This window comes from Streptomyces griseus, from assembly GCF_001715295.1.
Lineage (GTDB): Bacteria > Actinomycetota > Actinomycetes > Streptomycetales > Streptomycetaceae > Streptomyces > Streptomyces griseus_G.
Genome location: NZ_MDKB01000002.1, coordinates 938699 through 957083 on the forward strand (window position 1 = coordinate 938699; position 18385 = coordinate 957083).

16 protein-coding genes are annotated in these 18385 nt (G+C 73.2%); 6 read left to right on the forward strand and 10 right to left on the reverse strand.

Going from position 1 to position 18385, the window contains the following annotated elements; translation table 11 throughout:
- Positions 1-7: 7 nt before the first annotated feature.
- Positions 8-1213 (forward strand): ornithine--oxo-acid transaminase, encoded by a 1206-nt coding sequence (rocD, locus tag BA175_RS10700; RefSeq protein WP_069171075.1) that lies wholly within the window; start codon positions 8-10, stop codon positions 1211-1213.
- Positions 1214-1670: 457 nt separating this feature from the next.
- On the opposite strand, the gene BA175_RS10705 is transcribed toward rocD, so the two are convergent.
- The 3 genes from BA175_RS10705 to BA175_RS10715 form a co-directional block, all read right to left on the reverse strand.
- Positions 1671-2855, reverse strand: coding sequence for a glutathionylspermidine synthase family protein (locus tag BA175_RS10705; protein ID WP_069171076.1), 1185 nt, complete (start codon positions 2853-2855; stop codon positions 1671-1673).
- Positions 2856-2860: 5 nt separating this feature from the next.
- Entirely contained in the window at positions 2861-3136 is a 276-nt protein-coding gene (locus BA175_RS10710) for a hypothetical protein (protein WP_069171077.1), read from the reverse strand.
- Positions 3137-3271: 135 nt separating this feature from the next.
- The gene (locus BA175_RS10715; RefSeq protein WP_069171078.1) at positions 3272-4669 is read right to left on the reverse strand and encodes a PLP-dependent aminotransferase family protein; all 1398 of its coding nucleotides are present in this window, start codon (positions 4667-4669) and stop codon (positions 3272-3274) included.
- Positions 4670-4716: 47 nt separating this feature from the next.
- Here BA175_RS10715 and BA175_RS10720 point away from each other — a divergent pair, with 47 nt between their 5' ends.
- On the forward strand, positions 4717-5229 hold the full coding sequence (locus BA175_RS10720) for a carboxymuconolactone decarboxylase family protein (RefSeq protein ID WP_069171079.1): 513 nt from the start codon (positions 4717-4719) through the stop codon (positions 5227-5229).
- A gap of 137 nt (positions 5230-5366) precedes the next feature.
- Positions 5367-6104 carry an isocitrate lyase/PEP mutase family protein gene (locus tag BA175_RS10725; protein ID WP_069171080.1) on the forward strand — a complete coding sequence of 246 codons (738 nt, stop codon included), beginning with the start codon at positions 5367-5369 and terminating at the stop codon, positions 6102-6104.
- Positions 6105-6199: 95 nt separating this feature from the next.
- On the opposite strand, the gene BA175_RS10730 is transcribed toward BA175_RS10725, so the two are convergent.
- Positions 6200-7189 carry a malate dehydrogenase gene (locus tag BA175_RS10730; protein WP_069171081.1) on the reverse strand — a complete coding sequence of 330 codons (990 nt, stop codon included), beginning with the start codon at positions 7187-7189 and terminating at the stop codon, positions 6200-6202.
- Between the two features lie 698 nt (positions 7190-7887).
- On the opposite strand from BA175_RS10730, the gene BA175_RS10735 reads away from it, so the two are divergent.
- On the forward strand, positions 7888-8532 hold the full coding sequence (locus BA175_RS10735) for a dihydrofolate reductase family protein (RefSeq protein WP_069171082.1): 645 nt from the start codon (positions 7888-7890) through the stop codon (positions 8530-8532).
- A 258-nt stretch (positions 8533-8790) separates the two neighbouring features.
- Here BA175_RS10735 and BA175_RS10740 read toward each other — a convergent pair whose 3' ends face one another.
- Positions 8791-9609 (reverse strand): DUF3017 domain-containing protein, encoded by an 819-nt coding sequence (locus BA175_RS10740; RefSeq protein ID WP_069171083.1) that lies wholly within the window; start codon positions 9607-9609, stop codon positions 8791-8793.
- Positions 9610-9628: 19 nt separating this feature from the next.
- Complete coding sequence (locus tag BA175_RS10745) at positions 9629-10507, reverse strand: bifunctional methylenetetrahydrofolate dehydrogenase/methenyltetrahydrofolate cyclohydrolase (RefSeq protein WP_069171084.1); 879 nt, start codon at positions 10505-10507, stop codon at positions 9629-9631.
- A 235-nt stretch (positions 10508-10742) separates the two neighbouring features.
- On the opposite strand from BA175_RS10745, the gene BA175_RS10750 reads away from it, so the two are divergent.
- Complete coding sequence (locus BA175_RS10750; protein ID WP_069171085.1) at positions 10743-11333, forward strand: hypothetical protein; 591 nt, start codon at positions 10743-10745, stop codon at positions 11331-11333.
- Positions 11334-11388: 55 nt separating this feature from the next.
- Here BA175_RS10750 and BA175_RS10755 read toward each other — a convergent pair whose 3' ends face one another.
- The 3 genes from BA175_RS10755 to purN form a co-directional block, all read right to left on the reverse strand.
- Positions 11389-12942 (reverse strand): DUF2079 domain-containing protein, encoded by a 1554-nt coding sequence (locus tag BA175_RS10755; protein ID WP_438947324.1) that lies wholly within the window; start codon positions 12940-12942, stop codon positions 11389-11391.
- Between the two features lie 171 nt (positions 12943-13113).
- Positions 13114-14667: a bifunctional phosphoribosylaminoimidazolecarboxamide formyltransferase/IMP cyclohydrolase gene (gene purH, locus BA175_RS10760; RefSeq protein WP_069171087.1), complete on the reverse strand. Its 1554-nt coding sequence runs from the start codon at positions 14665-14667 to the stop codon at positions 13114-13116.
- The gene (gene purN, locus BA175_RS10765; RefSeq protein ID WP_069171088.1) at positions 14654-15310 is read right to left on the reverse strand and encodes a phosphoribosylglycinamide formyltransferase; all 657 of its coding nucleotides are present in this window, start codon (positions 15308-15310) and stop codon (positions 14654-14656) included. Before purN ends, purH begins: the two co-directional genes overlap by 14 nt.
- Positions 15311-15548: 238 nt before the next feature.
- Here purN and BA175_RS10770 point away from each other — a divergent pair, with 238 nt between their 5' ends.
- Positions 15549-16487, forward strand: coding sequence for a hypothetical protein (locus tag BA175_RS10770; RefSeq protein WP_069171089.1), 939 nt, complete (start codon positions 15549-15551; stop codon positions 16485-16487).
- A 16-nt stretch (positions 16488-16503) separates the two neighbouring features.
- Here the strand turns inward: BA175_RS10770 and BA175_RS10775 are convergent, their stop codons facing one another.
- A complete protein-coding gene (locus tag BA175_RS10775; protein ID WP_438947325.1) occupies positions 16504-18378 on the reverse strand; it encodes a cell division protein PerM in 1875 nt (624 codons plus the stop codon).
- Positions 18379-18385: the final 7 nt, after the last annotated feature.

Genomic DNA, 18385 nt, shown 5'->3' on the forward strand with positions numbered 1-18385 from the left:
AGACCCCGTGCCGACCACGGAAACCGCCCTCGCCTCCGCCGAGGCGCACAGTGCGCACAACTACCACCCGTTGCCGGTCGTCGTCGCCTCGGCGGACGGTGCCTGGATGACCGACGTCGAGGGCCGCCGCTACCTCGACATGCTCGCCGGCTACTCAGCACTCAATTTCGGCCACGGCAACCGGCGTCTGATCGACGCGGCCAAGGCGCAGCTCGACCGGGTGACGCTCACCTCGCGGGCCTTCCACCACGACCGGTTCGCCGACTTCTGCGCGCGCCTCGCCGAGCTGTGCGGCATGGAGATGGTGCTGCCCATGAACACCGGCGCGGAGGCCGTGGAGACGGCGGTGAAGACCGCCCGCAAGTGGGGCTACCGCGTCAAGGGCGTGCCGGACGGGATGGCCAAGATCATCGTCGCGGCCGACAACTTCCACGGGCGGACGACGACGATCGTCAGCTTCTCCACGGACCACGAGGCGCGGGCCGACTTCGGCCCGTACACCCCCGGGTTCGAGATCGTGCCGTACGGGGACCTGACCGCGCTCGGGGCGGCCATGACCGAGAACACCGTGGCGGTGCTCATGGAGCCGATCCAGGGCGAGGCCGGGGTCCTGGTGCCGCCGCCCGGTTATCTGGCGGGGGTGCGCGAGATGACCCGGGAGCGGAACGTCCTGTTCGTCGCCGACGAGATCCAGTCGGGTCTCGGCCGTACGGGCAGGACGTTCGCGTGCGAGCACGAGGGTGTGGTGCCCGACATGTACGTACTGGGCAAGGCGCTGGGCGGTGGTGTGGTGCCGGTCTCCGCCGTGGTGTCGTCGGCCGCGGTGCTGGGCGTCTTCCACGCCGGGGAGCACGGGTCGACCTTCGGCGGGAACCCGCTGGCGTGCGCGGTCGCGCTGGAGGTGATGGCGATGCTGCGCACGGGCGAGTTCCAGCAGCGGGCGGCGGAGCTGGGCGACCACCTCCACCGCGAGCTGGCGCTGATGGCCGAGGGGGGCGCGGTCGAGGCCGTACGGGGACGGGGCCTGTGGGCGGGCGTCGACATCGCCCCGGCCCTCGGCACGGGCAGGGAGATCTCGGAGAAGCTGATGGCCCGCGGGGTCCTGGTCAAGGACACCCATGGCTCCACGATCCGGATCGCCCCGCCCCTGATGATCAGCAAGGAGGACCTGGACTGGGGGCTGGAGCAGCTCCGGGACGTCCTGCGCGGCTGAGCACCGGCCCGCCGTCCGGGCCGGCCCGGGCCCCGGGCCGGGGGAACGGGCCCCGGACCCGGGAACGGGCGCGGCACCCGTGCCCCGGGCTCGGCGCTCGCCCTTCGGGCTCGGGCGCGGGCGACGCCCAGGCCCGGGTTCGGCGCTCAAGACACTGGGCTCGGGCGCCGCGCTCGGGGACGCGGCACCCGAGCCCAGGCGTCGGGCTTCGGGCTCGGATCCGACGCCCGAGCCCCGGGCTCGGGCGCGAGCACCGCACTCATGCCCCGGGCTCGGGCGGGTGCGGCACCCGTGCCCCGGGCTCGACGTTCAGGACCCGGACCCAGGCATCAGGCTCGGGACCGGGTGCGGCACTCAGGCCCCGGGCTCGGGTGCTGCACCCGGCCCGGGATCCGGCGCTCGGCCCCGGCGCGTGCCCGGCCCCGGGCCCCGGGCGCCGCACGCGGCCCGCCCGGGGTCAGAGGATGACGTGGGGCAGGAAGCGGGCGTACTCGTCGGTGACCGGCCCCGCCGACTCCCGGATGCCGAGCCCGGCCGCCCGGTCCTCGACCACCCAGGCGCCGAGGACCACGCGGTTGCCCGCGAAGTCGGGCAGCGGCGCGCACTCCTGGTAGCAGCAGGCCTCGTCGCGGATCACCGGGGGGCTGCCCGGTGCGTGCACGGTGACCCCGGCGCCCTCGCGGCCGAGCAGCGGCTTGGAGACGTAGCCCGCCGCCCCGGCCGCCAGTTCGCGCGGGCCGTCGAGGTAGGCGGGCAGCAGGTTGGGGTGTCCGGGGTACAGCTCCCACAGGACGGCCAGCAGCGCCTTGTTGGAGAGGAGCATCTTCCAGGCGGGCTCGATCCAGCAGGTCGTGCCGGTACCGCCGCCGTTGTCGAGGGTGTCCAGGACGTGCGGCCCGAACCGGTCGGTCGCCAGCCACTCCCACGGGTAGAGCTTGAAGCAGCTGCGGATGAAGCGGAGGCGCTCGTCGACGAAGCGGCCGGCCAGCCGGTCCCAGCCGATCCGTTCCACGGAGAGGGCCTCCGTGCTGATGCCGGCCTGCTCGGCGGTCTCCCGCAGATAGGCGACCGTCATCAGGTCCTCGCCGAGCTCGTCACCGTCGGAGTGGGCGAAGTGCACCGGCCCCGGCGGCAGGAGGGGTGCCTGCCGCTTCCACGCGTCGACGAGGCGTTCGTGCAGCGAGTTCCACTGGTCGGCGCCGGGGAAGCGCTCCTCCATCCAGAACCACTGGGGGCCGGCCGCCTCCAGGAGGGAGGTGGGGGTGTCGGCGTTGTACTCCAGCAGCCGGGCCGGACCCGACCCGTCGTACCGCAGGTCGAAGCGGCCGTACAGCGAAGGGAGTTCGTCGCGGCGGTGCCACGACTCGGCGATCAGCCCCGCGAGCCGGCCGTCGGTGATGCCGAGGTCGGCGAAGCGGTCGTGCGCGACGATATGCGCAGCCGCGGCCAGGCACATCGTGTGGAGCTCCTCCACGACCTCCTCCAGCGCCTCGACCTCGGGCAGTGAGAAGACGTAGTAGGCGCTCTCGTCCCAGTAGGGGCGCAGCGATCCGTCCGGGTAGCGGGTCAGGGGGTAGATCAGGCCCTGCTCCTCGACGGTCCGTTGCCACCCGGGACGTGGCTCGATGGTGCGGCGCTCCACCGGGTTCAGCCGCCGCCGGTCCGGGAGCTGCCGAAACCGCCCCGGTCGACCGCGGACTTGTCGAAGCTACCGCCGGAGACCTTGCCCCGGCTGCTGCTGCCCCCGTAGTAGTACGAGCCGCTGCCGCTGCTGTCCCGGCATTCGTAGGAGGGCAGTTCCTCCCGGGTCACCGGGTCGACACACCGCCTGTCGGGGTCCGAGCCGCACGCGGTGAGCGTCGCCGCGAGCATTCCCACGCCGCCGAGCACCACCGTGCTCGACCGCAGCCTGCGCCTGATCATGTCGTTCCGTCCCCCGTCCGTCGGTAAGCCTTCCACTGTCCGTCGACCGCCCGGACGTTCAGTCAGATTAGATGGCCGGTCGGTGGGGCCGGAACCCGGTGGTACGCCGGAGCCGCCCCGACCGGCCGCCGCGGTTCACGGCAGTACCCGGCACAGGGCGTCCAGCGCTCCGGCCCAGCCGCTCTCCGAGGGCGAGCCGTATCCGATCACGAGGCCGTCGCGGACCGGCTCCGCCTCCCGGTGCCGGAACCGCGAGAGCCGTTCCAGCGCGAGGCCCTGCCAGGCCGCCGCCCGCACCACCGACTGCTCGGTTCCCTCCGGGAGTCGGAGCACCGCGTGCAGCCCGGCCGCGATACCGCTCACCCGGCACTCCGGCGCCCGTTCCGCCAGCGCCGCGACGAGCTGGTCGCGGCGGCGCCGGTAACGCAGCCGTACGGAACGCACATGACGGTCGTACGCCCCCGACCTCATGAACTCCGCGAGCGTCAGCTGGTCCAGCGTCCCGGACATCCCACCGGCACCGTTCCCCGCCTCGCGCACCTCCCCCACCAGCCGCTGCGGCAGCACCATCCAGGCCAGCCGCAGACCCGGCGCGAGCGACTTGCTGGACGTCCCCAGGTAGACGACGCGCTCCGGGTCGAGGCCCTGGAGGGCGCCCACCGGCTGCCGGTCGTAGCGGAACTCGCCGTCGTAGTCGTCCTCCAGGATCAGCCCCGTCCCCGACCTCGCCCAGTCGATCGCGGCGGCCCGCCGGTCCGGATGCAGCGGCACGCCCGTGGGGAACTGGTGGGCGGGGGTCATCAGCACCGCGCCCACGCCCCGCATACCGCCGAGCGCACCGGTCCGCGCCCCCGATCCGTCCACCGGCAGGCACGGGGTGCGCAGTCCCGCCTCCGCCAGGAGGTTCCGGTGGATGTCGAGTCCGTACGACTCGACGGCCACCTCCCGGACCCGGTGGCGCCGCAGTACGCTCCCCAGCAGCGTCAGCCCGTGGACGAAGCCGGAGCAGATCACGATGCGCCCGGGGTCCGCGTGGACGCCGCGCGCCCGCGCCAGGTAGTCCGCCAGCACGGTCCGCAGCTCGATACGCCCCTGCGGGTCTGCGTACCCGAAGGCCTCGTCCGGAGCGGCGGTCAGCGCGCGCCGGGACGCCTTGAGCCACTCGGCGCGCGGGAAGGCCGAGAGGTCGGGCGACCCGGGCATCAGGTTGTGGACCGGGCGCCGCTCCTGACGGGACCGTACCGGCCGCGTGGCCGGCCGTGGCGGGACGGCCCGCCGCGCGACCGAGGTCCCCGAGCCCTGGCGGGCGGTCAGCCATCCCTCCGCGACCAGTTCGGCGTAGGCGTCGGCGACCGTGTTGCGGGCGACCCCGAGGTCGGTGGCGAGGGCCCGGGAGGAGGGCAGCCGGGTGCCGGGCGCCAGCCGGCCGCCGCGCACGGCGTCCCGCAGGGCGTTCACCAGGCCGCTGCGCACGCCGGCGCCGACCGGCTCGATGTGCAGATCGGCCCCGAAAGCGGCCCACGAATCCGTCATGGAAATGGACCATAGCGGTGCGCCACCGGCGCCGTAGCGTCTTACCCATGACGACGATCTCGCACGCGCACGCATCCGCCGAGCACGCCCCCGAGCACCCCGCCCGCCTGCCGTGGGCGAAGCTGGCCCCCGACGTCTACAAGGCCATGGTCCGGCTGGACGTCGCGGCGACCACGGGCCTCGACCCGGTGCTGGCCGAACTCGTGAAGATCCGCGCCTCCCAGCTCAACCGCTGCGCGCTCTGCCTGGACATGCACACGAAGGACGCCCTGGCGGCGGGCGAATCCGTCGAGCGGATCATCCAGCTCGACGCCTGGCAGGAGTCGCGGCACTTCTACACCGAGAGGGAACTGGCGGCCATCGAGCTGACGGATGCCGTGACCGTACTGACCGACGGTTTCGTGCCGGACGAGGTCTACGCGAAGGCCGCCGGGCACTTCGAGGAGGCGGAGCTCGCCCAGCTGATCGCCGCCATCACGGTGATCAACGCGTGGAACCGCTTCGGGGTGGCCACCCGGCAGGTCCCGGGCCACTACACCCCCGGTGACATCAAGCACTGACCACCCGTCACCCCGGGGTCCGGTGCCGTCGGGCCCGTGCCCCGGACACCCGGTGGCACCGGACCCGGGGCCGGCGGACCCACGTCCGCCGGCTCCCGCACACGCGCGCCTGCCCGCCCCCGACCCCCGGAGCCCCGGTGAACGAGCCCGTTTCCGTCTTCCGCGCCCTGCACCACGACCGCTCCCCCGGCGACCCGCTGGTCCTGCCCGGCCCCTGGGACGCGGCGAGCGCGCGCGTCCTCGAGGAGGCCGGGTTCCCGGCCCTGGCGACCCCGAGCGCCGGTGTCGCGGCGTCCCTCGGCCACCCGGACGGGCGGACACCCGCGGCCGAGATGTTCGCGGCGGTGGCCCGGATCACCCGGGCCGTGTCCGTGCCCGTGTCGGCGGACATCGAGGACGGGTACGGGCTGCCCGCCGGCGAACTCGTCGAACGCCTCCTGGAAGCCGGCGCGGTGGGCTGCAATCTGGAGGACTCCGTCGACGGCGTCCTCCAGGACCCGCGGCGTCAGGCGGAACGCCTCGCCGCGGTCCGCGCCGCGGCGGGCGGGCGCCTCTTCGTGAACGCCCGCATCGACACGTACGTCAAGGGCGTCCCGGCCGGTACGGACGTGGTCGAGGAGACCGTCGTCCGCGCCCGGCTGTACGCGGCCGCCGGTGCCGACTGCGTGTTCCCGATCACCGCGCCGGCGGCCGACCTGCCCCGGCTGGCCGCTGCCGTGCCGGTCCCGGTCAACGCCCTCGGCGTGATCGACGACCCGTCCGGCGCCCGGCGGCTGGGCGAGCTGGGCGTGGCCCGGATCACGTACGGTCCGCAGCTCCAGCGGCGGGCGGCGGACGCCGTGCGCGGCATCGCCGGCCGACTGCGCGGCCACTGACCCCCGGCACAGGCGGGGCCCTCCCGGCGGCTATCGCCGCCGGGAGGGCCCCGCGTTGCTGCGTGTCCGGATCCGGCCCGGGGCCGGACATCCGGTCAGATCAGGCCGAGCTCGCGGACCGCGTCGCGCTCCTCGGTGAGCTCCTTGACGGACGCGTCGATCCGCGCACGCGAGAACTCGTTGATGTCGAGGCCCTGGACGATCTCGTACGCGCCGTCCTTCGTGGTGACGGGGAAGGAGGAGATGAGGCCCTCGGGGACGCCGTAGGAGCCGTCCGACGGGATGCCCATCGAGGTCCAGTCGCCCTCGGCGGTGCCGTTGACCCAGGTGTACACGTGGTCGATGGCGGCGTTGGCGGCGGAGGCCGCCGAGGACGCGCCCCGCGCCTCGATGATCGCGGCGCCGCGCTTGGCGACCGTCGGGATGAAGGTGTCGGCCAGCCACGCCTGGTCGTCGACGACCTCGGCGGCGTTCTTGCCGGCGACCTCGGCGTGGAAGATGTCCGGGTACTGGGTCGCCGAGTGGTTGCCCCAGATCGTCAGCCGCTTGATGTCGGAGACGGCGGCACCGGTCCGGGCGGCCAGCTGCGAGATCGCGCGGTTGTGGTCCAGCCGGGTCATCGCGGTGAAGCGCTCGGCCGGTACGTCCGGGGCGGCGGCCTGGGCGATGAGCGCGTTGGTGTTGGCCGGGTTGCCGACGACGAGGACCTTGATGTCGTCCGCGGCATTGTCGTTGATGGCCTTGCCCTGCGGCTTGAAGATGCCGCCGTTGGCGGAGAGCAGGTCGCCGCGCTCCATGCCCTTGGTACGCGGGCGGGCGCCGACCAGGAGGGCGACGTTCGCGCCGTCGAAGCCGACGTTGGCGTCGTCCGTGATCTCGATACCGCGCAGCAGCGGGAAGGCGCAGTCGTCGAGCTCCATGGCGGTGCCCTCGGCGGCCTTGAGGCCCTGCGGGATCTCCAGGAGACGCAGGCTGACCGGCACGTCCGGGCCGAGCAGGTGGCCGGAGGCGATGCGGAAGAGCAGCGCGTAGCCGATCTGGCCGGCTGCGCCGGTCACGGTGACATTCACGGGAGTGCGGGTCATGGCGGTCTCCGTTAGACAGCTGGCGGTAGGGGCCCTGCCCCTGGTGCGGGACACCTCTGAATCTTGATGTGAAGAGATATCCGGCGGTCAGGCTATCGGACCCGCACCCTCCTGACCGCGCGCCCCCCTGTGGGGTCCCGCACACAGCCGGTCACGTACCGCTTCCGCGGCGTGCGCCGCCCCGGTGCGGCGGCCGCCGTCGTCACCGTTGTCATCGGCGTCGTTGCCTGACGATCACACGATGGCGGAATGGTCACTTCCGTGCCACAGGCGCCGGGCTTCCCTTGATCCGGATACCTCATGCCCATGACGCTTGGGGCAGGACGGGGCAAGGCCGCTCGAGCCATCGCGTTCCGGGTGTTCTCGCGCCGGTACGCCCCGTCCGGTGTCCGTCCCTCCTCGGGGGAGGGGACGGACACCATCCACTCCGGGGCGGGGCGTCCAAGGCTCCGGGCCGGCGGCCGTGGCGGTCGGACGAGCGGTGAGACCGTCGCAACGTTCGTGCACGGCCGCGCGGCGGCCCCCAGCCACCTCGATGCTGTCGGCCTCCGCCACGGCCACACCGCCACCGGGGCCCTTCCTCGCACGCCCCGAAAAAGTTGCGGGCCGCCGTCGATCCGGCCGCACCCCGTTCGACGTCATGGTGTGCGGCGGCACCTCGCCCCACGATGACGCGACAGGACCTGACGAGGAAACACGTGGATCAACTGCTGAGAGTGATGAACTTCAACGTCTCGAGTGACGGTATCGGTGCCGGTGAGCATCAGAGCCTCGAGCGGCCGTTCGGCCACGACCGTCCCGAGAGGCTGTTCGCCTGGGCCGGAGCCACGGCGAGCTGGCCCATGCGCACGGATCCCGGGGGAAGCCGGGGCCTGGACGACTACTTCACACGAGATTTCGCACGCAACATCGGTGCTGAGATCATGGGCCGCAACAAGTTCGGGCCCCAGCGCGGACCCTGGCAGGACCATCAGTGGCGCGGCTGGTGGGGGGAGGAGCCCCCGTTCCACACGCCGGTGTTCGTCATGACCCACCACGCGCGTCCGTCGTTTACGCTCTCCGACACCACGTTCCACTTCGTCGACGGCGACCCGGCCACGGTCCTCGAACAGGCGCGGGAAGCGGCGCAGGGCGAGGACATCCGACTCGGCGGCGGGGTCACCACCATCCGGCAGTTCCTTGATGCCGACCTCGTCGACACCCTGCACGTGGCGGTCTCGCCGGTGAGGCTCGGGGCCGGACTACGGCTGTGGGAGTCTCCCGACGAGCTGCTGGACCGGTTCCACCTGGAGGTCGTGCCCAGTCCGAGCGGCGTGGCGCACCACCTGTTCTGGCGAAGGTGACGCGAGCGCCCACTCGAGTTCAGGCCGCAGTGGCAAGGGGGCGTCCGCCCCGCCGGATGCCCTTCTCGCTGCGGATGCGGGCGCGTTCCTCGCACGGGGCGGCGAGAACCTCCGCGTGACGGGAGGTGGCTCCTGCCCCTCCCGGTCGGTCGACCCGCGTACACGGAAGGCTCGGCCACCAGGCGTCCGGCTGTCGAGGGGAGTCACCCCCGTCCGGCCGCCATGACCGCCGGCCCGGCGGTCATGGCGGCCGAAGCACTAACGGATCGTGAAGTGGACCACGTCCTGCAGGAACGGGACGTCGAGCCACGGCTTGGGCTGGGCCATGAGGGCGAGCAGCACGATCAGGGAGCCCATCAGGCCGTACGTCACGAGGTCGGTGAACCGGGACCGTACGGCGAGCATGCCGACCGAGGGGACCACCCAGCGCAGCACCGCCCCGCCGAGCAGGGCGATACCGATCAGCATCGTGCCGATCCTGAAGCCCTCGGCGAAAGGGTCGGTCCCCACGAGGAGCAGCCCGATTCCCGCGGTGCAGAGCACCGCGAGCAGCGGCCACTGGCGGGCGGGTGCGGGCGCGTCCCCGGAGGCGGCCCGGCCGCCGCCCTCGGGGCGGGCGGTGTCCCGGGTCAGCGAGAAGCGTCGCGAGCGGGCGGGGGCCGGGCCGTCGCCCTCGCCCTCGCCGGAGTCGGCCGTTCCGGCCGGCTCCGCGGAGCCGGCGGTCGCGGCGGGCGCTCCGGAGCCTGCCGCCTTCCCTGACCCTGCCGTGGCTCCCGGCTCAGCCTCCCCGGCGCGGCCGGCCGCGCCGGCGGCGGGGCCGGGCGTCCCTCCGGGAACGGTCGTCTCACCCTCGTGGCCGAGCGCATCACGGCGGACAGCCGTCCTACCGCCGAGGCCCGCGGTGCCGTGGTCCGCGCCCTCTTCCCGGGCTGTCCCGTCGTCGCCGACCGCGGCAGCGGTCCCGGTGCCCACGGACGTGCCGGTGCCTACGCCCGTCCCGGCGTCCCCGGTCCCCCCCGCGGCCTCGGCCGCCCCGGCCGCGTGCGTACCGTCCGCCGGACTCGTACCAGCACCCATGACTTCCTTCCGGTCCGGATCAGCCGGCGGATGCGGCGGAGGCGTCGGCGGCGGCGCGCTCGGCCGCCTCGACCACGTTGACGAGCAGTTGAGCCCGCGTCATCGGGCCCACACCGCCCGGGTTCGGGGCGACCCAGGCGGCGACCTCGGCGACACCGGGGTGGACGTCGCCGACGATCTTGCCGTTCTCGTCGCGGCTGACGCCGACGTCGAGCACGGCCGCGCCCGGCTTCACGTCCTCGGGCTTGACGAGGTGCGGGACACCGGCGGCGGCGACGATGATGTCGGCCTGCCGGAGGTGCGACGACAGGTCGCGGGTGCCGGTGTGGCACTGGGTGACGGTGGCATTCTCCGACTTGCGCGTCAGGAGCAGCGGGATCGAACGGCCGATGGTGACCCCGCGGCCGACGACCACCACATGGGCGCCGTCGATCTCCACGCCGTGGCGGCGGAGCAGCGTGACGACGCCCTGCGGGGTGCAGGGCAGCGGGCCGGCCTCGTTCAGGACGAGCCTGCCCAGGTTCATCGGGTGCAGCCCGTCGGCGTCCTTCGCCGGGTCCATCAGCTCCAGGACGCGGTTGGTGTCGATGCCCTTGGGGAGGGGGAGCTGGACGATGTACCCCGTGCAGTCGGGGTTGGCGTTGAGCTCCCGGACGACGTCCTCGATCTCTTCCTGGGTCGCCGTTCCGGGGAGTTCGCGCTGGATCGACCCGATGCCGACCTGGGCGCAGTCACGGTGCTTGCCGTTCACGTACCACCGGCTGCCCGGGTCGTCCCCGACGAGCAGTGTCCCCAGGCCGGGGGTGACGCCCTGTGCCTTGAGGGCCGCCACGCGGACGGTCAGATCGGACTTGATCGCAGCTGCGGTGGCCTTGCCATCGAGAATCTGGGCAGTCATGACGCCCATCCTCGCGGATGACCCCGCCCGCATACCAATTCAGGTGTGCCATGTGGACAGAAGGTTGCACTTGCACAACGCATTCGGCAATCGACTGGACAAAAAGTCAAGGTCACGACGACGATGAGGCGCGCAGCACGCGGGCAGTGTCGGGGGACCAACCGTTTCGGATCGCGCAGCCCTCCTCCGCCAGGACCGCGTCGTCCCCGCAGATCCGCAACGGAGGAACCTCGCCATGAGCTTCGGCGACCCCAACAACCCCTACGGCCAGCAGCAGCAGGGCGGGCAGCCGGGCTACGGCTACCCCCAGCAGGCCCCGCAAGGAGTGCCCCAGCAAGGGTACGGCTACCCGCAGGCCCCGCCCGTCCAGGGCGGCTACGGCTTCCCGGGCGCCCCGACGGAGATGCCCGGAGGCGTGAAGGCCGCGCGGGTCATGCTGTACGTGATCGTCGGGCTGCAGGTCATCGGTGCGATCATCTTCGCCCTCGCCGCCGCGGCCGTGAACGCCGCCAGGAACGACGAGACGCTCAAGGAAGACGTCCAGTTCCAGCAGCTCGCCGACTACTCGGGCGCCGCCCTGTGGGGCATCGTCGCGTTCGCGGTCCTCTGGGGCGTCTTCGCCGTCGTCCTCGCCGCCAAGTTCGGCAAGGGCGGGAACGGTCTGCGGATCACGACCATCGTGTTCGGCGTGATCACCGCGATTCTCGGTATCTACCCGTTCATCATCTTCGGTCTCGTCCACACGGTCCTCGCCATCCTGATCATCGTCTTCGTGGCGAAGGCCGACGGCGGTGCCTGGTTCAACCGTCAGCGGGCGCAGTACTGACAGGCCCACACGCCCGAAGGCCGTAACACCCGCTCGTCCGGCGGGTGTACGGCCTTCAGCCGTTTCCGGGCACCGGTGTGGTCCGTTCCATCACGACGAACGAACCCGCCTGGCGCGTGATCCGGTACCGGGCCTCCGGGTGGAGTTGCCGGGCGTACCGCACCGGGTCGTCGATCGGCCGCGACCAGCCGAAGTCCAGGTTGATCGCGACGACGTCGGGCGCGGTGCCCGGGGCGCCGCCGATCCAGTAGACGGTGCGGTCCCCGGTCAGGTGCGCCATCAGCGTGATGTCCGTCTCCACGCGCGCGCCGGCGGGGATCGCCTCCAGCGCCTGCCGGGCCGACTCGGCGCGGGCATCGGCCGCGTATGTCTCGGGGCGCAGCAGGTCACGCAGCGGCAGGTGCTGGGTGAGGGCCACGGCGATCGCGGTGGCGACGGGGACGGCGACGTTCGCGTAGGAGACGAGCCAGGGCCGTTTCGAGGTGCGGCTGCGGCGGACGCCGTCGGCCAGGGCGAGGAAGACCATCGGCATCAGGATCGCGCTGTAGTGCCAGACCATGCCCCAGTGGTTGGAGTCCTGGGAGAGCAGACGCCAGCCGAGGGTGGGCAGTACGAGCAGGATCAGGGGCGAGCGCAGGGCCATGAAGGCGGTGATGCCGACCAGGAAGACCAGCATCTCGATCTTGACCGAGGAGTCGAGGACGCCCAGGACCGAGTCGAGCGGGGAGACCTGCCGCTCACCGTTCTGCTCGATCTTCTTCCAGTAGTCGTACGTCCCCGCGCTGCTGGCCGCCGGGATGAGGACGAGGACGGTCAGTGCGAACGCGCACACCCCGAAGGCCGCCAGCAGGAGGCCCTGGAGCCGCCGCCCGTACACGGCGAGGAGTGCGCCGACGACCGCGACGGTGATCCCGAGGTCCTCCTTGACCAGGACGAGGGGCAGGGACCACAGGACGGCGGCCCGCCAGCGCTCCAACAGCAGGGCGCGGCACACGAGCGCGATCAGCGGGACCGCGAAGGCTATCTCGTGGAAGTCGGCTTTCACCGCTTCCTGCAGGCCCCAGGAGAGCCCGTAGGCCACGGTGACGCAGAGGCCGCTGCGGCCGCCGAGGATCTGCTGGGCGGTGCGCCCGACGACGACTGCGGAGGCGGCGAAGAGGGCGGCCTGCGCGAGGAGCAGGGCGAGGGCGGACGGCCAGATCCAGTAGAGCGGCACCAGGAGCGCCACCACGGGGCTGAAGTGGTCGCCGAGTATCAGATAACCGGGGCCCTTGATGTCGACGACCGGGGCTTTCAACGCGGCGTACGCGCGCACCTCCTGCTCGAAGATGCCGAGGTCCCAGGAGGGCGAGTGGAAGTGGCTGTACCGGAGCCAGGAGTACAGGAAGTAGAGCGCGCACAGGAGGACGGCCGTGATCACGTACGGGCCCCTCGGGGCCGGGTGCGGTGCCGCGTCGGCCAGGTGGGCCCCGGCCGCCCGGCCCGGTGCCCCGTCCTCGTGCCGCCCGTCCGCGTCCCCCGGACCGTCCCCTCCGGGGCCGTTCCCTCCCGGGCCGGGGCCGTTCCCGTTCCCGGGTACGTCCGTGTCGCTCTGGTTCAGGTCAAGCACGATGCCCCCGCAACGGAGTCCCTCACTGGTCACTGCCGGCCGCACCGGTTCCGGCTGCTGTCCGGCAAGGCCATTCATTAGAACAGAGGGACGAGTGATGTCCGAAGGCCGTGACACACCGCGGGCCGCACCCCGGACGGGTACGGCCTGCGGCTGTCACTGCGGGCGGTGTCAGTGGAAGAAGTGGCGCGTGCCCGTGAAGTACATGGTCACGCCGGCCTTCTTCGCCGCCTCGACGACCTGATCGTCGCGGACCGAACCGCCCGGCTGGGCCACGGCCCGGATACCGGCGGCGGTCAGGATCTCCAGACCGTCGGGGAAGGGGAAGAAGGCGTCCGACGCGGCGTACGCGCCGCGCGCCCGCTCCTCACCGGCACGCTCGACGGCGAGCTTCGCGGAGTCGACCCGGTTGACCTGGCCCATGCCGACGCCGACCGAGGCCCCGCCCTTGGCGAGCAGGATCGCGTTGGACTTGACGGCCCGGCAGGCCTTCCACGCGAAGGCCAGCTCCCGCAGCTCGTCGGCGGAGAGCGCCTCGCCGGTGGCGAGCGTCCAGTGGGCCGGGTCGTCGCCCTCGGCCTGGAGGCGGTCGGTGACCTGGAGGAGCGCGCCGCCGTCGATCGGCTTCACCTCGACCGCGCCCGACGGGGCGTCGGGGCAGCGGAGCACCCGGATGTTCTTCTTGCGGGCGAGGACCTCGACGGCCCCGTCCTCGTACGCCGGGGCGACGATGACCTCGGTGAAGATCTCCGCGACCTGCTCGGCCATCTCGACGGTCACCGGCCGGTTGACGGCGATGACGCCGCCGAAGGCGGAGAGCGGGTCGCAGGCGTGGGCGTTGCGGTGCGCCTCGGCGATGTCGTCCGCGATCGCGATGCCGCACGGGTTGGCGTGCTTGATGATCGCGACGCACGGTTCCGCGTGGTCGTACGCGGCACGGCGGGCGGCGTCCGTGTCCGTGTAGTTGTTGTACGACATCTCCTTGCCGTGCAGCTGCTCGGCCTCGGCGAGGCCACCCTCACCGGAGGTGTAGAGGGCGGCGGGCTGGTGCGGGTTCTCGCCGTAGCGCAGGACGTTCTTGCGCGCGTACGTCGCACCGGAGAAGTCGGGGAAGCCCGAGTCGTCGGCGGCCGCGTAGCCGTCGGCGAACCACGAGGCGACCGCCACGTCGTAGGCGGCGGTGTGCTGGAAGGCCTCGGCGGCGAGCCGCTTGCGCGCGGTCAGGTCGAAGCCGCCCGCCCTGACCGCCGCGAGAACGTCGGCGTACCGCTCCGGGCTGGTCACCACGGCCACGGACGGGTGGTTCTTGGCGGCGGCGCGGACCATCGACGGGCCACCGATGTCGATCTGCTCCACGCACTCGTCGTCGGACGCGCCGGAGGCGACGGTCGCCTTGAACGGATAGAGGTTGACGACCACGAGGTCGAACGGTTCCACGCCGAGCTCGGCGAGCTGCTCGCGGTGGGCGTCCAGGCGCAGGTCGGCGAGGATGCCGGCGTGGACCCGGGGGTGCAGCGTCTTCACCCGGCCGTCGAGGCACTCGGGGAAACCGGTGAGCTCCTCGACCTTGGTGACGGGCACTCCGGCGGCGGCGATCCTCCCGGCGGTGGAGCCGGTGGAGACCAGCTCGACACCCGCCTCGTGGAGACCGCGGGCGAGGTCTTCGAGCCCCGTCTTGTCGTAGACGCTGACCAGGGCGCGGCGGATGGGCTTATTCACCGACATGACCGAGATGAACCTTTCGTCCCTCAATGCGATAGCCGTCGCGGGCGAGCCGCCGTACGGCTTCGACGAGCAGCTTGCGCTCGACTTCTTTGATGCGTTCGTGGAGAGCGGCTTCGCCCTCCGCCGTGTCCTCCTCGGTCACCTCGACCACGCCCTGCGCGATGATCGGACCGGTGTCGACGCCGTCGTCGACGAAGTGGACGGTGCAGCCGGTGACCTTCACGCCGTACGCGAGCGCGTCGCGGACGCCGTGGGCACCGGGAAAGCTGGGGAGCAGGGCGGGGTGGGTGTTGACGATCCGGCCGCCGAACGCGGCGAGGAACTCCTTGCCCACGATCTTCATGAAGCCCGCGGACACGACGAGGTCCGGACGGTGCTCGGCCACGGCTCCGGTCAGTGCGGCGTCCCAGTCCTCGCGAGTCGCGTGGTCGCCGACCCTGCACACGAAGGTGGGAAGTCCGGCGCGCTCGGCACGCTCGATCCCGGCCGTCCCGTGACGGTCGGCGCCGACCGCGACGACCTGGGCACCGTATCCCTCGGGGTCGTCGCCGATCGCGTCGAGCAGTGCTTGGAGGTTGGTGCCCGAGCCGGAGACGAGGACGACGAGGCGGGCCGGAGCGGCGGAGGGGGGCGGGGAGGCCACGGCTGGGCCCTTTCTCGCGTGGTAAGGCAGGTGCGCTGTGCGGGGAATGCGTTTGTACGGTCGTACGAAAGAAGCTCATCCCTGGATACGGGGAACTCTACGAACGGGCCGGCCGTCAGCAACGATACCGGCACACCCGGCGGCCCCCACGGGACGGGGGCGTGGCCGGGAGGTAGCGTCAGGGGACAGCGAACCGTCCTCCGGACGGAAACGACGAGATGGGGAAGACGTTCACCACATGCCGGACCGCCTCCGCACCGCCTTCGGCCACCCGCTGCCCGAGCGGGCATCCACGCTGATGCGGGAACACCGGCCCTCGTCGCCGGACCCCTCGTCGCCGGACTCCTCGTCCCACGGCTCCTCGTCCCCGAGCTCCGCAGGCTCCTCCTCGGACGGCCCCTCCCCGGACGACTCCTCCCCCCGGAGCGGCCCCTCCGCGCCCTCGAACGACAATCCGTTCGCGGCACCGCCCGAGGACCGGCCCGACCAGCCCTGGCAGCCCCGCCACCCCTCCCACGGGCCGGGGAACAACGGCGGCAACGGTGACGGCTCGTCCGACGACCGTCCGGCCTGGGGCAGCCGGTGGAGCGACCAGCAGCCGGGCCGGCAGAGCGGCGGCTTCGGCAGCCGTCCCGGCGGCACGGGCGGGCAGGGCGGCCAGGGCGGTCCCGAGGGCAAGTCCGGCGGGCCGCGCTGGGATCCGACCGACCCCGTCCAGCGGCGTGCGCGCTACGCGCTGCTGGGTGGCATGTGGGCCTTCTTCTTCGCCCTCTTCGACTTCCCCGAGATCGCCCTGCTCCTCGGCGCCCTCGCCGTGTACTGGTCCATCAGCGCCCTGCGGGCGGGCCCCCGCACCCCTCCGGCACCCGGCTCCGGGGTGTCCGGCGCGTCGGAGAGCGCAGCCGGTGTCACGCCGGATCGCGCGCCCGCCCAGGTCCCGCCGGGTGGTGCGCCGGGCACCGGGCAGACCGGCGGCCGGCAGCAGACCACGGCGGCCGTGAGCGGACTGGTGACCGCCCTGCTCGCACTGGCGATCGTCGCCACGGGGTACACGGTCCAGCTGGTCTACCGGGACTACTACACCTGCGTGAACGACGCCCTCACCAAGACGGGCGCCCTGGCCTGCAACGAGAAGCTGCCCGACCCGCTTCGGCCCTTCTTCGGCGTGAAGAAGTAGCGCGGGCGGCGTCCGGTCATTCCTCCCGGCCCGGTTCCTGATCCCCCTGGGCATCGGGAACCGGGCCGCTTCCCGTTCCGGCGTCCTGAGCGGCCTCGACCGCCGGGTCCGGGGCGGAGGCAGCGGCGGGACCGGACGCCGAGGCCGCGGAGAGCGGGGGCGCCGAGGCCGGGGCCGGAGGTGCCGGGGCCGGAGATGCCGGGGCGGCGGAGGACAGGGGCGGCGCAGGGGTGGGGGCCGTGCCGCGGTCGGGGTCCGGCGGGAAGTCCGCCATCAGACCTCCGGAGCTCCTCCTGAGCGAAGCCCACCGCGCGGCCCTCGCACCGTCCTCGTGCCACGGGTCGGCCGACAGGAAGTCGTACGGTGCCGTGTCCCCGCCCTGCTCCTCGGGCACCGGCTCCGCCCTGCGCGCGCGCCTGCGGGCAGCCCTCCGCCACCGCTTCCCCGCTCCGGTCCGGATCTCTTCCCCGCCCGCCTCCCTCGCGTCCGTCTCCGCGCCCGGTACCACCTCCGTCCCCGATGCCCCCTCCGGCCGGGGCGTCCGTTCCTGCCGCTCCTCCTCCGCCTGCGGTCGCACTCCCGTTCCCGCCCCCGCCGGGTCGCTCCGCCATTGCCATCGGTGGACCCGGAGCCTCCACGCCCGGAACAGCAGCGCCGCCGGTACGCCGATCACGGCCGTCCACACCAGGGCCGCCGGACCCACGAGCCACCACACCGGGCCGAACTCCGCCAACGCCCCGGTGCCCAGCGGGCCGCCCGAGGCCGCCGCCAGTACCGCCGCGCCCGCCCCGCACCCGACGGCGGCGAGTCCCGCCACCACGGCCGTACCCCCGGGCTCCCAGGCCCCCTCCCGCACCCCGGGGGCGGGTACCGCGGCCCGGGCCGTGAACCGGGCGACGACCAGCGCGGCGACGGCGGGGACGGCGACGGCCGCCCAGTTCGGCGCCGTCCCCGGCCCCTGTGACGGCACCGCCACGAGCAGCGGGAAGTCCGGGAGCGCGGGGTGCCCGGTGAGGGCGAGGGGGGTGGCCGTGGACGCCGTACCGAGGGCGAAGCCGGGCCCGAGGCCGTAGGCGGCGCCCCACATGGCCGCGTTCGGTACGAGGGCGAGCGCGAGCAGCAGGACGGAGAGCCTGCCCGCCCAGTTGCCCGAGAGGGCCGCGAACGACTCCTGCGCCGCCCCCGCGTGCCAGGCCAGTGACGCGGCGACCAGCAGCGCACCGGCGCCGAGCAGGGTCATGACGCCGGCGGCCGACGACCGCAGTGCGGCCTCCGCCCCGTCCCGGAAGCGCTGACGGGCGGCCGCCTCCTGCAGACTCAGCGGCGCCCAGGCCAGCAGCGGGCCGAGGGGACGTCCGCGCGCCGTCCACAGTCCCGACGCGGCCGCCCCGGTCACCACGGCGGCGAGCGGGAAGGCGAGCGAAGCCCGCTCGGCGGGCAACCCGCCGCCCCGCGCGTACGCCGCCGACGCCAGCACCACCAGGAGGTAGCCGGCCCCGACCGCGCAGAACACGGCGACCGCCGAGTGCCGTGCCGCCGGCTCCTCGTCCGCCTCGGCGGAGTCCCGGGCCGCCCGGTGGAGCAGCCATACCGGCAAGGCCGTCAGCAGCAGCGGAACCGTCCCGACGGGCGCGGGATGGCCACTGAGGGTGCCGGTCCTGACGAGTTCGGCGCCGTGCGCGAGGAGCCAGAGCCCGGTCGCCACCCGCAGTGCCCCGTCGGGACCGTCGGCGGGGTACGGGGAGACGATCCACAGCACCACGACGAGGACGGCCAGCGAGCCGAGGCCGAGCCCCGCGGCGACCACCCCGCGTACGAAGGCGTGGGTCAGCGCGGCCGACCTGGTCCGCCCGGCCGGCAACGTGGGGCTGCGCTCGGTCACTTGGGTCACCCCGCCA